The 16443-nt window shown below is 47.5% G+C and carries 2 protein-coding genes; both read right to left on the bottom strand.

From position 1 onward, the window contains the following. Nucleotides 1–118: 118 nt before the first annotated feature. On the bottom strand, nucleotides 119–5539 hold the full coding sequence (locus IX91_RS18375; RefSeq protein WP_004747589.1) for a non-ribosomal peptide synthetase: 5421 nt from the start codon (nucleotides 5537–5539) through the stop codon (nucleotides 119–121). Continuing rightward, nucleotides 5536–16425 (bottom strand): non-ribosomal peptide synthetase, encoded by a 10890-nt coding sequence (locus IX91_RS18370; RefSeq protein WP_004749425.1) that lies wholly within the window; start codon nucleotides 16423–16425, stop codon nucleotides 5536–5538. The genes IX91_RS18375 and IX91_RS18370 overlap by 4 nt, the downstream gene beginning before the upstream one ends. Nucleotides 16426–16443: the final 18 nt, after the last annotated feature.

Here is a 16443-nt window from a genome sequence, read left to right as displayed (position 1 = left end):
CGGCTAAACCGAATATTATATTAATAGTTATGATAATTGTTATCATTAGCATTACAATGCAAACGAAGTGTAACGAGTTTTATAATTAAATGGAATCTATAAATTAGTCGTTATGGATCTATAATGTATTGTTTATTAATAAGTACCCAAGCTTATTAACAACACGTTCGTCCTGTACAATTCCCAAGTGATCAGTATCAAATACTTCACTGCTTAAGAGAGCGTTAACCGCAGAGAGATTTTGACACAATAGTTTGTCTCGACCCTGTGGCTGACCAGCCCAATATGCAACTGGTTTAGTTAGAAGCTTTGGCAGTTTATAGTTATGACATAACACGCGCATGTGCTGCTCTACCGCCCAGCTGTACAGCATTTGCTGCGCACTTTCAGATAGATAGTGATCAAAGTTTTGTGACGCCAACCAAGATGAAAATACGCTTGGCCAATTGTCAGGAGTTGATTGGTCAAATCCTGCAAGACAGGTTTGCTTCTGCTCTTCCGATAACTTACCTAATAGCAATTCTAGATGCTCAATCAGCTTGGCTTTTGCTGTCGGTGATTCCCATTGGTCTTCGGCAATTTCAGTGCCCGGCACATAGCAGTCGAGCAACCCGAGGAAAGCAACACTTTCACCAGCAGCTTCGAGGCGAGCTGTGATTTCTTGACAGAGCGCGCCGCCGAGCGACCAGCCAATCAACGTATAAGGTCCAGATGGCTGTATTTGACGAATAGTCGCGCAATAAGCATCAGCCATTGCGCTAAACGAAGTGTCAAAGCGATTTGGATAAACGAAGCTCTGAGACTGAACACCATAAACGGTGCGCTTGCCCGACAGTACTTGAGCTAATTTCTGATAGCCAACTGTTCTGCCTGTCACTGGGTGAACGCAGAATACAGGTGCACTTCCATTAACATCAGCATTTAGCTTTTCGATCAATTTGAGGTCAGCTTTGGCTGCTATCGCCTCGCATTCTTGTGATTTTGATGCCGAGTGTATCAATTCAAGCTTTTCTTTCCATACATTGGCTTTGGCCTCGACATCTGATTGCGAGTAATGACTGGTTGCATATTCAAAATCAGCACTCAATACACCATCAACAACTTGGGCATTGACGACTAAAGGCGTCAACATAGTGTTGCCATCGGCTTGATCACGCGAGTTTGACGACACTGGTTGACACCAATGAGCAAAACTATTGCCTTGATACTGCCCTAGGTAATTGAATGTTAGCTGCGCAGTTTGTTCTTCATGCTCAGCGTCTAAGTATCGCATTCCATAGCCAACGCCTGAGTCTTGGCTCAACAGCGCCATACGCTCGGCGATATCGTCTCGGGAATCTGAGATATTCAAAGTCATTGGATATAGGCTCGTCATCCAGCCCACCATGCGGCTAAGATCTAACCCTTCAAAGACAGATTCGTCACGACCATGACTCTCTAGATATACGCTTTGAGTACCTTCGTTACTCTCCAAAGTCGCAGATAATGCAGAGACAAGTTCAACTGTGATATTTTCACAGCTCAATAAAGCAGACGTTACTTCTCGGCTTAGCTCAACCTTTAGTGAGCGCTTGTTGCCATAGATTGCTTTAGCGTGTGTATTTTCCGCATGGAATGCTTGTTCATCCCAAACAGCTTTCCTAGCTTTGCCTTGTTCTGTTAATGCCCATTTGTTGAGGCTATCCACCGCCATATCCAAAGAGGTGTTAACAGGCGGTAGCTCAACTGTTTTCCTTGAGTTTTCGTCACTAGAAAGTGTTTGCTGATAGGCACGCCATAAGTCATCCATCAGGACTCGCCATGAAACGCCATCTACAGCTAGGTGATGAATTACAATCATCAAGCGAGATTTCTGTCCCTCGATTTGAGCGTAGCCTGCTTGAATCAGTCGGCCTTCTCCAATATCAAGGCTTGTTTGCAACTCGTGAGCAAACACTTCGAATGCCTCTAAGCTGTTTAGCTGGGTTTTCCATAGAAGATCATGGGAAACATGCTCAACGTATTGCTGCTGCCATTGACCTTCAGTTTGAGAAAACGACAATCTCAACGCGGGATGGTGCTCCACTAACCCTTTGAGCGCAGTATCCAGTGCCTGAATATCCATATCCTGCTTCAACTCAACACACACATGCTGATTCCAGTGGTTTGGCTGAGCAAAGTTTTGCGCCATGAAATGAGCCTGAATTGGCATCAGACCAAATGGTTCTTTTGGTAACTCTCTTTGCTCTTGCTCAACCGCTGCTTCAAGTACTTGTGCTAACTCGCTTAGTACTGGCGCTTGGAATACTTGCTTTGGAGATACATTCAGACCTGCCAGTTTCAATTTGCTCACTAGCTGAAGGCTCAATATAGAGTCTCCGCCTAACGCAAAGAAACTATCTTCTCGGCTAACAGAATTAATACCCAGTAGCTCTTGCCAAATCTCAGCAAGGAGAGTTTCTTTCTCACCTTGCGGTGGCAAACCTTGCGACAACTCAGATTTGAATTCTGGTTCCGGCAGCGCTTTTCTATCTACCTTACCTGCTGGAGTTAACGGCAAATCATCTAGCACCACGAGATGCGCAGGTACCATATACTCAGGCAGATGCTCAGCAAGCTCAAATAATATCGAAACGCTATCAACCTTGTTTGCATCAGCGCCATGCAGATACCCCACAAGGTGTGTCATAGAGCCCTGACGATGCGCCGCAACCACACATGTCTCGACACCGGATATTTGCTGAAGCCTTGATTCGATCTCACCCAGCTCGATTCTGAATCCACGGATTTTTATCTGTTGGTCTACCCGGCCAAAATATTCCATGACACCGTCTTCCCGCCAACGAACTAAGTCACCAGTGCGATACATACGCTCGCCAGTATTGCTAAATGGATCCGGCATAAATCTCTCAGAGGTCATATCTGGCTTGCCCAGATACCCGCGTGCGAGGCCGACTTCTTCACCAATGTACAACTCCCCGACTGCGCCTTCAGCAACTTGGTTAAGCAAACCATCTAACACATAAAGTCGACGAGCCCCAACAGGTTGACCGATAGGTGCATAGGCGCTGGTTAGCTTATCTTGTGAGTAAGCACGCCAGATCATTGGTGTCACCACGGTTTCTGTTGGCCCATAGCCGTTGATAATACGTGGCGGGTTTACAACAGATTGCAGGCGGTCATAGGTCTCACGGGTAAATGCTTCACCACCCAAAGTCCAAGAACGTACATTCAACTGAGGCTGAGTCGTCTCAATCCAGTCCAATAAAGGACCGACATAGCTTGGAGGGAAACAGGCTATCGTAATCCCTTCCTCCTTGAGCACATCACAGGTCTTCTCCGCACTCCACAATTGTTGATCGCGAATCACCAAACGAGAACCAAACGCCAATGGCACTGTCCAACGCTCTACCGCTCCGTCAAAACTGATTGACGCAAAGTGAAGTTCAACGTCATCTTGCGTCATTCCATATTGAGTACCAATCGTCTGAACATGCATGCTCAGGCCATCGTGGGCAATCGCGACGCCTTTTGGCTTACCCGTCGACCCTGAGGTGTAGATGATGTAAGCCAACTGCTCTGGCAAGAGTTCTACTTCTGGCTTGGCTTTTGAGAGACCTTGCCAATCTAGCTCACCCATATAAAGCGGTGTTACTGAAGAGGCCTGATCCGAATGGGAGAGGACGTGTGAGTCAATCTCTTCCCAACGTGAGCGCAATGATTGCTCGCTGATAACCAAGCTCGCAGCAGAATCCTCGATCATGTAAGCCAATCGGTCGGTCGGATAATCAGGGTCAAGTGGTAGAAACGCCCCACCGGCCTTCATAATGGCGATCATCGCTATGATCATATCGTTGCCGCGCTCAAAAAGAACGCCCACAGCTTGATCGCGAACGACACCCTGCTCTACTAACTGGTTCGCCAGCTGGTTCGATTTTTCTTCCAGCTGTTTAAACGTCACACTTTGCTGGCCGTGTTTTAATGCAATGGCTAACGGTTGCTCAATACCCTGAAGGTCGAACAACTCAGTGACTGGTTGGTAACGCCACTCACCTTCTGGTTGCGACAGTTGCGATAATCTGGCGAGTTGAGCCTCATCCAGTGAGTTAAGCGTAGCCAATGGTGTATTCAGGTTTTGTTCTGCTTGTGAGACCAACAGATTCAGAGTGCTAGTAAGCGAAACCATCATGTCGGGGTCGATACGATCTTTGGCATAGGTCAGCGTAACCAAAGTACCGCTCGAAGATTCCAACACATCCAAAGCGACATCAAACAGTGCGAAGTTGCCTTTAAGAGCCAGCGGCTTTACTACTACACCCGGAGCAAACTCGACCGACTCGGTTTGATTGACCTGATGATTAAACAACACTTGAAAGTAAGGCGTTTCGCCAACCAACCTTTCCGGCAACAATGAAGAAACCACACGATCAAACGGCAATAACTGGTGTTCCTGAATCTCCAACACTTTGCTGTGAGCTCTAGCCATGATTTGACCAAAGCTCTGCTCAGGTTTTACGTCTTGAGCAACCACATTAGTGTTTACGAAAAAGCCAATAACGTCAGACACTTCGGCTCGGGCGCGGTTAGCCATTGGCATACCAATGTTGATATCGTTACGTCCTGTCAACTTGAACAGCGCAGCCTGCCAAATGGCTAGCCAAAAGCTCGGCGTGGTGACGTTATTTTGCCTTGCAAGGCGTGTAATGCGTTCAGAAACATTACTATCAAATTTAAGGCTTACCTGCTGTGCTTCTCGGCGCTGATTAGGTGCAATATCGCCTGTCCAATCAAACAGTTTCTGTGGCTGCTTATCACCTAACTCTTGCTGCCAGAATTGAAGATCCTCCCCCCCTTTCCCGGCTTTTAGCAGTGCATCCTGCCAGACAGAAAAGTCACTGTACTGGATGCTCAAGGGCTCTAGAGACGCCCCCTGATAGGCGGTGACCAAGTCCTGCATAAACAATCCAATAGACCAGCCGTCAGACACAATATGATGCATCACAATGATCACATGAGTTTTATCTTCAGATGCGCGAATACACACCATTCGTACTGGCATTTCATGAAACAAATCAAACGGCTTGGCAATAAATTCTGCTGTCCATTCGCCCAGCTGATTTTCCGTTAAGTGTCTGCCGTCTTTAAGCTCAACGTGAGCAATACAGTGCTGGTCAATATGCTGCTTCGGCTCACCTTGGTCCGAAACAACAAAGCGCGTTCTCAAGGCGTGGTGTTTACTCATGACACCAGCAAGCGCCAGTTCCATTTTATCGGTAGAGAGCTCGCCAGTTAGCTCAAAACCACCACTGATATGGTAAGCACTATTACCAGCATCAAGCTGATAAATGTCCCAAAGTCTTTTCTGCGCCGGAGAAAGAGGCACATCACGCACCTTCGCTGCTGGGACAATCGGTAACTTTTCGAAACTCATTCCTTTGGCGTCAAGCAAAGCGATAAATTTCGCCTGCTCTTGCTCACCGAGGTTTAGAAAACGTTTTGCTAATGCAAATTTGTCTATTTTTGGTTTTTGTTGTGCTTTTGAATTTGATTCTTGGGTCATAACAATTCCAACTCGTCCATTAGTGCAGCCATGGCGTCGAGTTCATCCTGTTCTTGTTCATTGTTTACCTGATACTGAGATTGAAGTGCATCCGTTAACGCCTGTAGCGTCCCAGCGGCAAAGAAGTCCTTTAATGAGATCGCTAAGTCGAGCTCTTTTTGTGCTTGAGCGACGATACGAGTGGCTAAAAGAGAATGGCCTCCGAGCGCAAAGAAGTTATCATCTAAGCCCACTTTTTCTGAGCCAAGGACTTGCTGCCATGTATTGGCAAACCAAATTTCCAATTCACTCTCTGGGGCGCGATATTCCACCTTACTCCACTCTGGAGAAGGCAACGCTTTGCGATCACGCTTGCCATTTGGTGAAAGAGGCATTTCATCCAGTGCAACGTAGATGGCCGGAACCATGTAGTCTGGAAGGTGGTCATTCAAGTGCGCTTTAGCAGCGGTTTCTTTTTCTGAACTCCACTCACCGCAAACCACGTAAGCGACAAGCTGCGTACCTGTTTGATGTTCATAAGCTATGACTGCCGATTCATCGACGTCATCGTACTGGTTGAGAACATTTTCAATTTCTTCCAGCTCAATACGAAGTCCACGAATTTTTACCTGATGATCCAATCGACCCAGATATTCAAGTCTGCCATCTGGCATGCGAACTACTTGGTCACCAGTGCGGTACATACGAGAACCAATGTTCCCATCTTGCTCGCACCCAAACGGATTTGGCACAAAGCGGTCGGCGGTCAAATCCGGCCTGGATAGGTACTCACGCGCGAGACCATCACCCGCTAGGTATAGCTCACCTGGGACGCCGACTGGCACTGGATTCCAACAATCATCCAATACATGAAGCTGAGTGTTGCTAATCGCGTGACCAATCGGGATGCGTTTACCGATAGGTAATTCGCATTGCCAGTAAGTCACGTCAATAGCCGCTTCAGTCGGACCATAGAGGTTATGCAGCTGACAATCTGGCGCACCCGTCAACACTTTTTCGGTCAACTCAGCAGGCAAGGCTTCACCACTACAAATAATGCGGCGCAGGCTGGTGCACTCCCCAATATCCGTCTCACTTTCAAAAGCATGAAGCATTGAAGGAACGAAATGGAACGTCGTTACGCCCTGCTCTCGAATAATGTTATGCAATAGCTCAGGTTGTCGGTGATGATCTGGCTCAGCAATAGCTAGCCTTGCACCGTACATAAGCGGCCAGAAGAACTCCCATACAGAGACATCAAAGCTAAACGGTGTTTTCTGGAGAACGCAGTCACTGGCATCTAACTGATACTCGTTTTGCATCCAAGCCAGGCGGTTGTGCAGTGCCGACTGGGTGTTTACCACACCTTTTGGTAGTCCTGTAGAACCGGAAGTGAAGATGACATACAGCGACTGTTCAGCATTCCAATTTACCACCGGAGCCACAGTGCTCTGCTCGTTGACTTGCTGTAAGATCTCAGCCTGATTTAGCGCCACATACTGACATTGAGGATTTTCTGGCCATTGTGGCAAGGTCTCACTATCGGTCAGTAAGATGGATACGTCCGCAGACTCAAGAATATAATTCAAACGTTCTGCTGGATAACTTGGGTCCAATGGCACATAAGCACCACCAGCACGAGTAATCGCGTGTAAGCCAATCACTAGTTCAAACGAACGCGGTAAACCAAGGCCAACTCTGGTTTCTTCGCCCACACCTTGTTGACGTAGCCACTGAGCCAACTGATTCACTTTGCGGTCGAATTCAGCGTAAGTCATCGACTGCAACCCCATGGACAAAGCAATCGCCTCAGGGGTGCGCTTTGCTTGAGCTTCAACAGCGACTGGTGGAGGAAGCATTTCACCCCAAGATTTCTTCGTCGCGTTGAATGCTTCAATTTGTGCGAACTCGTCAGAATCAACCAACTTGAGTTCAGACAGCATCGCGTTAGGATGCAATGCAACTTGTTCAAGCAGCTTGAGCCAGTGACCAAGTAACGCTTCGACAAACGTTTTATCGAATACTGGTGCTGCATAGTTAACAAAACCACTCCATTCGCCGTCATCATAGGCCTGTACATCTAAGCTCAACTCTAACTGAGCCGCGACCACGCCCGGATCAAACGCTTCTGCTTGTAATCCTCCCCATTCAGCGAGAATTGAGCGCTCTATACGTTGGAAGTTGAAACTCGTTTGGTACAACGGATGGTGCTGCAAATTACCCGTCACACCAAGAGACTCTACCAATACTTCAAATGGCACATCCTGATGGGTCAACGCCTGCTCGGTAAAACGTTTTATCTCATGGAGCAGATTGTCGTAACTCATTGCAGCATCTAACTGCGCAGGGACCACCAAATTGTTGATGAAGCAACCTTGCATCTGCTGAGTATCTGGCTGTGTTCGGCCTGCAACCGGGATACCGACTCGAATTTCATCACGCCCAGAATACTTGTGAAGCAATAAGTGCCACAGGCTTAACATAACGTTAAACGGGGTCGTTGCACTTTGTGCAGCAAGAGTTTCAATCTCGTTGACCTGCTGCTTGGTCAGAGTGAAATGATGACGCTGACCGGTAGTTTCTAGCTGATCTCTCGCGACATCGCTATGGAGCACAAGCGGCTCAATATCTTTTGCTAACGCCTCTTTCCACCATGACAGTGATTCTTTGGCGCTATCTGATTTTAACCATTCTTGCTGCCAGCTAGCGTAATCGGCGTAATCCAGCGCGTCAGCCTCAATGTTTGATTCAAACTGACCTGAATGACCGTACGACGAATAAACAGCCGACAGCTCTCGCATTAGTTTTTGAATCGAAATGCCATCAGAGACGATGTGATGGACAACCAGAAGTAATTCAAACTCCTTTTCTGAATGCTTAATTAAGTAAGCTCTTAGTAGTGAAGGCGATGACAAATCAAAAGCTTCACCGATCCAGTTGAGGCGCTGAGCCTCTAGGTCGAAGAACTCATCAGCTGAGTATTCTGGTAATGCGAAATGACATGCGTCGTCATCAGAATGGATAGACTGCATCAGCTCGCCATCCACCTGCACGAAGCTGGTACGCAGAGCCTCATGGCGGCTAATCACAGTGCGCAACGACTGCTCTAGCCACTCTCTATTCACTTCACCTTTTAACTTAAGGCCAAGCGGCATGTGATAAGCAGAGCTTTCAGGCATCAGCTGTTGAACAAACCATAAACGCTTCTGCGAAGCACTTACTGGCATGTATTCCATGCGCGGCACTGCTTTGATCGTGACTGCAGGTTCTTTGAGTGACGTACACTGAGTTGCCATCACATCTAATCTTGGAGAATCAAAGACACTCTGTAGTAAAAGACGAATCTGGTGTTTTTGCTGCAAACGTCCAACTAGCTGGGTAGCAAGTAATGACTGACCACCCAGAGCGAAGAAATCATCATTACGACTAACTCTCTCCAGCCCAAACAAGGCTTGCCATTCTTGTGCCAGAAGCTGCTCAATCTCACCTTCTGGTGCTTCATAGGCTTTGTGCTGAACATGATTATCAGGCTGCGGCAGTTTTTTCTTGTCGACTTTACTTGCTGGCGTCAACGGCATCGAATCCATGACCACAAGCTGTGAAGGCACCATGTAGTCAGGTAGTACTTTCGCCATTTGAGCGAGAATATCATCGCCGTTTATTAGGTCAGCCTGACCTTCTACGTAACCGACCAAGTATTTTCCAGCTGAACCTTCAAAGGCGGTGACAGCACTCAGTTTACTGCCACTGATGCTCTGTATTCGTGACTCGATTTCACCTAATTCGACACGGAAGCCTCGAATTTTTATTTGGTCATCTGCTCGACCCAGATACTCCATTACGCCATCTTCGCGCCAGCGAACTAAGTCGCCAGTGCGATACATGCGCTCTCCATTATTCGCGAATGGATCGGGAACGAAACGCTCGGCCGTTAAGTCTGGACGATCAAGATAACCGCGAGCTAAGCCAACTTCTTCACCAATGTACAATTCACCACTGACACCAGAAGGAACTTGACGAAGGTCGCTATCCAATACATACAGACTACGTGCACCGACAGCAGTACCGATAGGGGCATAAGCACTTTCTAGCGGTGTTTCAGGATAAGCCTGCCAGATCATTGGCGTCACGACTGTTTCCGTCGGGCCGTACCCGTTGATAATACGCTTCGGATTCAGTACCTGCTGAAGCTTGAAATAGGTCTCTCGTGTAAAGGCTTCACCACCCAAAGTCCAAGAGCGTACCGCTAATGTTGGCTGTTCAACCTCAATCCACTCTAGCAGTGGTCCAACATAGCTTGGCGGGAAACACGCGATGGTCACGGCTTCACGCTCAAGCACTTCACATGTCTCTTGCGCACTCCAAAGCTGCTGATCTCGAATCACCAACTTTGAACCGAAGGCCAGAGGCACAGTCCATCTCTCTACTGCACCATCAAAACTGATTGAAGCAAAGTGCAGCTCGACGTCTTGTGGTGTCATACCATATCGTTGGCCAATGGTTTGAACATGCATGCTCAGACCAGAATGAGAAACACACACGCCTTTAGGTTTGCCCGTAGAGCCCGAGGTATAGATCACATACGCCAGCTGCTCTTCTAAAATTTCAGGGCGAGTTAAAACAGACTGCTGAAGGTCGATATCGGAATACGCAATGATATTATCTCGCTGACAAATCTCACGTGCCAATTGTTGTGAACTGTCGTCTGAAATTAACCACTGTGCATCGCTATCTTCAACCATGTAGGCCAGTCGGTCTTGAGGGTATGAAGGGTCTAAGGGTAGGAATGCAGCTCCGGCTTTCAACACACCGATCATTGCCACCAGCATGTCTGCACCACGGGCAAACATCACACCAACTCGCTGGTCTCGTTGAATGCCGCGTGCGATTAGCTCAGCGGCTACACCATCACTGAAGTTATCCAGCTGTTGGTATGTCAAAGTAAGCCGTCCAGTGCCCTTGGTTGATAAAACACTTCCCCCGAGAGGATTCGCCACAAGCGCTTCACTATCTGGTTGAGCAAGCACCTGCTCTTTTAACAGTTCTGTGAAGGGTTTGTAAGTCCATTGCTCAGACGATTTTACATGACCAGACAAGCGAGACTCTTGTTCAGCGTCCAGTACATCAATATCACTCAGATTATGAGCCAGCTTATTGACAAGCTGCTCGAGATAATGAGACGTCGTTGCTGACAGCGCATCAATATCTGACTGTGAGAATTTCGCTGAGTCGTACGCAAAAACAATGCGTAATGATTCACCTGGCAATACCGCCAACGTTAGCGGGTAATGCGTAAACTCATAACTGTCAGGCTCGCCAATTTTAAGGCCAGTTTCACTAAACAGGCTCTCATCCAATGGATAGTTTTCAAACACCACCAACGAATCAAACAGATTCTCACCAGCCAGTGGTGATTGTGCCTGTACCTCTGACAGAGAGACATGGCTGAATTCACGCTGCGCGCTCGCCTGCTCTTGTATATCGGCAAGCCATTCACCGGTTTTCGCCCGCCAGTCCACCATCGATGTAACAGGCAAGGTATTAATAAAGAGCCCAACCATGGCTTCACTGTTTGCCAGTGATGATGGTCGGCCCGCAACCGTATTGCCAAAAACAGGCTGAGACTGACCCGTGTAACGTTGAAGCGTTAGTAGCCATGCGCCCTGAATGAGAGTGTTTAGCGTGATACCAGATGACTTCAGTTGAGACTGCCAACCACTTAGTACCTCAGCACTGAAGTCCACGTTGTGGCGCACATGCCCTAGTTTATCTGTGTTCGAACCGTATTGTTCAACCAACATTGTTGGCGCTTCAACACCATTCAGATAACCACGCCAGTACTCTTGAGCACTTTCTGGTTCTTGCTGTACAACCCATTCTAAATAGTCAGCAAAATCATGGCTGACAACAGGCAGGCTCATATTTTGGTAGTGAGCAAATAGTTCGCTGAGTAGAACACCGGTGCTCCAACCATCCATCAAAATGTGGTGGATGGTGAAGATACAAGCGATCTCATTGTCGCCCGTTGTCACAAGATCTACTCGCCACAAAGGTTTTAGCTGCTGGGAGCTCGCATCTTGCTCCAGTTCAAAACCTTGTTCAATGAGCGAACGTTTATACGACTCTAGTTCAAAGCCTACTTCCTCTCGCCCATCAAAGACTCTGCTCGTGATAGGAAGGTCATCCCATACATACAGATGCGCCTGACCTTCTACTTGATGCAGCGTACTACGTAGAATCGAATGACGCTTCATCAAGGCTTTCCAACCCTCTTCTAATTGAGCAGCATCAGCTCCCGATATAGGCAGGGTAATTTGGTTGACGTAGGTACTTGTGTCTTGCGATAGCTGAGCGTGGAAGTACAAACCTTGCTGTAGCGTAGACAACGGTAGAATTTGATTCGGAAGTAGATGAGCGTTACCACTTACATGGCTTAGCGTCACGAGACTCAGATTAGTGTTTGGCGCATCAGCGTGTGTCAAAACGGCTGGGTTAGACGTGCAATGTTCCGTTACTACTTTGATTGCCGACTCTAAGTGACGAACGTACGCATCACACTCAGATTCCGACAGAGCAGAAAGTGAAAACTCCATTTCGACATCAAAGCCACCATCAGTTTCACTGATATTCAATGCAACTGCGGCATCAGCTTTGGAATTTTCTGGTCGCCATAAGCCAAACTCACCCAGTTCAGCCCCTTTCACGTCAGCCTGCGTAGCTCGTCCTAGGAAGTTAAATAGCACATCAACATGGTCTTGATACTGCCATTGCTGCTGAACAACACCAGCGGAATAACTCAAACCACCATCGGTGATTTTATGAGAGCCATCTTTTACACTCGCTAATAGTTCACTAATGCTGTTACTTAGCACGACTTTTTGTGGGAACAGCGCAGTATGCCAGTTAACACTGCGTGAAAGATCTAATCCGAACGACTCACTGAATCGACCATGGCTTTCACGATGAACAACGATCTCGCTTGCCGAGGTTATTTCCTTGACTGCAAGCGCAGACAATGCCATCAAAGTCTGCTCCTTGCTCATTCTGGCAAAGGCATGAGTCGATGCAAATAGAGGTTCAGTGAGATCTTTAGCAATGTGGTAGCTGTGCTTATGAATTCCTTTGGTTTCGCCCTGCTTAGCACAACCTTCAGCAAAAGCTGGTTCTGCTCGCTGAGCATTCCAGAATTCGGACTGTTTATGACTGATATGTAGATTCTCTAATGCCTCATACCAGTCAGCCTGATTGTGCGTTTTAGAGGCGAACGCATAAGGGGCGGCACCCGTTTCTTGCTGATAACTCCCCAGCAAATCTTGAATAAGAACAGGCCAAGAAAGCGCATCAATGACAAGGTGGTGAACGGCAATCAACATCTCGCCCGTCTCGATATTCAAGCCGACAGACAATTGCTTACCAACAGACGGATTAATCGCACTCTGCACAGCATCGGTGTCTATCTGCTCTGCATAAAGGTTGAAGGCAAAATCTGCGGTAGTCACATATTCAGCTAGATACTCTGCTGCGTCAGATGTTGTTGCATTAGGAGCTTCGAAAGAAAGACGCAAACCGTCGTGATGTTGCACCACTTGCTTAAGTGATCGGACAATCCCGTCTGCATTAACCGGAGCTGGCAAGTTGAGTTTTGCGTACTGGTTACACAGTTCTAGCTGGCCATTTTTATCTAGCTTGCTTTTATGAGAATAGCTTCGTTCAATGAATCGCTTCTGCATTGGTAGCAAGGCTACTTTGCCATTCAGCTCATCTTGTTCAGCTGGTTTGATTTGGCTATCGAGAACACATAGCGCCATTTCAGCGAGTACAGGGTGGTCAAACACTTGCTTTGGTGTCAGCATCAAACCTCGCTGACGAAGCTTACCTACCATTTGTAGCGCAGTAATTGAATCTCCACCAAGTGCAAAGAAATGGCTGTCAGAGCCAATAGCCTCTACTTTTAGCAGCTCACGCCATATTTCAGCCAATTGATGTTGAATGTCCCCTTCCAGCGGCGATCCCGCTTTTCGTTGTTCATCCCAATCCGGTGTGGCAAGTTGCTTACGATCCACCTTACCAGCTGGTGTCAGAGGAAGTGTCTGGCTAACAATGATACGTGACGGCACCATATAATCTGGCAACTGGGAAGCTAGCTCTGTACGCCATTGAGATTCCGATTTTTGTTCTGCTTCAGCTAATTGAATGTAACCAACTAGGCGCTTTCCTGTCGGTGACTCATGCGCGACAACGGCACAAAACTCAGCATTTGAAAGCGTCTGTAGGCGAGATTCAATCTCTCCGAGCTCAATACGGAAGCCGCGAATTTTTATTTGTTGATCGGCACGGCCAAGGTATTCAACAACACCATCTTGTCTAAATCGAACCAAATCACCAGTGCGATACATACGCTCGCCGTTAGCGGCAAATGGATCCGGAATAAAACGTTCAGCAGTCAATTCAGGTCGTTTCAAGTAACCGCGAGCAAGGCCAGATTCCATACCAATGTACAGCTCTCCAACCGATCCAAATGGTACCTGTTTAAGACTCTCGTCCAGCACATACAACTTACGGTCACCCACAGGCTGACCAATCGGCGCGTACGAGCTTTCCAGTTTATCTTCTGGATAAGCACGCCAGATCATCGGAGTAACGACGGTTTCTGTCGGGCCATAACCATTGACGATGCGAGGTGGGTTAACCACCCGTTGAATTCGTTCAAACGTTTCTCGGGTAAATGCCTCACCACCCAGTGTCAATGAGCGCAAAGATAAGTCTGGCTGAGTTTGTTCAACCCAATCTAGCCAAGGTCCTGCATAACTTGGCGGGAAACAAGCAATGGTGACTTTCTCGTCTACCAATACTTGAGTCGTTTTTTCTGGTGTCCACAACTGTTGGTCACGAATGATAAGTGTTGAGCCAAACGCCAGTGGCACAGTCCAACGCTCAACAGCACCATCAAAACTGATAGACGCAAAATGCAGCTCTGTGTCTTCAGGCGTCATGCCATACTGCTCGCCAATCGTCTGGACGTGCATTGTCAGTCCGCGATGACTGACTGCCACGCCTTTAGGCTTACCTGTTGAGCCAGAGGTGTAAATCAAATACGCCAGCTGATCTAAGTGGATATCTTGATATGAGCCATCACCAGGCTCAGGAACTGGAACCTCAACTGCTAACAATGATTCAATAGCAATACACTCTTGAGCACCATCGGATTGAATGAAAAGATCTTGAGCCTTATCCATCAGGTGCTGCTGCGTCAGTAGCTGCTGAGCTTCGCTATCTTCAAGCATAAAGCTGATGCGCTCAGCAGGATAATCCGGATCAAGTGGCAGGAATGCGCAGCCAGCTTTCATGACGCCCAGCATGGCGACCAGCATATCGGTACCACGCTCCATCATCACACCGACAACAGCTTCAGCTAGCACTTTTCTTTGACTCAGTGAATGTGCAACTAAATTCGATTGAGCCTCTAGTTCTGCGTAAGTCAGCGTTTTATCGCCATGTTTTAAAGCAATTTTTTCAGGACGCAGTTTTGCTTGCTCAGCCACCAGCGCCATAAAGGTCACTGGATTCCATGCTTGTTGAACCGCTGAGTGCGCTTCCAAGGCCACTGTATCTGAGCTAGAAAGCGCGTTAGTCTGTGCTAGAGACTGTTGAGGAGATTGGCAGATCTGGTTCAGAACATTTTTGTATGTGCTTAAAATGCTGTCAATTTGAGCTTGAGTGAACTTATCTTGTGCATAGACAAGTCGGAGCGATAGTTGCTCACCCGTTACTGCATCCAACACCAGTTCAAACGGTGTTTCAGCGAGAGGGAACTCTGTGAATGACCCCTGAATCTCTCCAGAAGTTACGACCAGCTTGTCACCATGACTGCGGTAGTTGAATGCGACAGTTGGTAGTGGAAGTTGCCCTGCTAATTTCTCTAGAGGTAAATGCTCGAACTTCATTGACTCTGTCAGGTTCGTTCGGACATTTTCAACCAATTCAGCAAGCGTATTTTCAGGAGCAACCTGCAAACCTAAAACAGCATTATTGACATAGAAACCAATGTTTCTGCGGCTTTTCGAATTTCGGTTTAGTGCAGGAACCGTGATCGAAGGGTGCACATGATTAGAGTAGCTAGACAGAGTCAATAATAGAGCCGTAGAAAGCACTTCGAAGCGTGTGACACCAAAAGATTTCGCAGCTTCAGACACGCGCTCAGTTTCTTCCAGCGTCAATGACTCTTCAATATGTGTAGCCGTATAAGCACTGGCGTCGTTCTGATTGGCAGCCGGCAATATGCAAGGTTCATCGCTGATTAGATTCAATGCTTGCCATTGCAGCATCGCCTCCTCATGCTCTTCACTTCCTTGCATTGAAGCGAACTCGACGAAGCTTTGGCCTCGTAATTTGCGCTTTGGCTTGTCAGCGAGGCGATCAACCAGCGTGCGAACAACAAGCTGTAAAGACCAGGCATCCGTTGTAATGTGGTGAGCGGCTACTCCCATTACAAATTCTTGGTCACTCACTTGATATAGGCACACCCTATTCAAAGCTTCGCCGACCATAATGTAAGGCTCTCGAACCCGCCTTTCAGCATCTTTTAACACGAATGCTTCAGGGTCAGAACATTTCTGTGCGTCAACAAATTCCAATTTGGGGCCAGAATCAGAGACTCGTTGAAGAGGCACGCCATCATGTTCTTTGAGTCTTAAACGAAGAACATCTTGTTGCTCTACCAGCTCCTCGAATGCCTCAAATATGGCTTCTTTGCTGATACCTTCGCCAGACAAACGTAACAAGCCACCCGTATTGTAGGCAATACTTTCTGGCATGAGCTGTTGGAACAACCATAGACGTTGCTGAGAATGAGAAAGTGGACTCCAACCACCATTGGCCGGAGTCATCGTGATATCATCCACTGACATACATATACCTAAAAACTG

The sequence above is a fragment of the Vibrio tubiashii ATCC 19109 genome, from assembly GCF_000772105.1.
GTDB classification, from domain to species: domain Bacteria; phylum Pseudomonadota; class Gammaproteobacteria; order Enterobacterales; family Vibrionaceae; genus Vibrio; species Vibrio tubiashii.
The sequence above is the reverse complement of the archived record's forward strand: the minus strand, read 5'-3'. Positions and strand labels throughout refer to the sequence as shown.

Coding starts and splice junctions, on each gene's coding strand:
- IX91_RS18375 (WP_004747589.1), bottom strand. CDS start 5,539: ATGACCCAAGAATCAAATTCAAAAGCACAACAAAAACCAAAAATAGAC.
- IX91_RS18370 (WP_004749425.1), bottom strand. CDS start 16,425: ATGTCAGTGGATGATATCACGATGACTCCGGCCAATGGTGGTTGGAGT.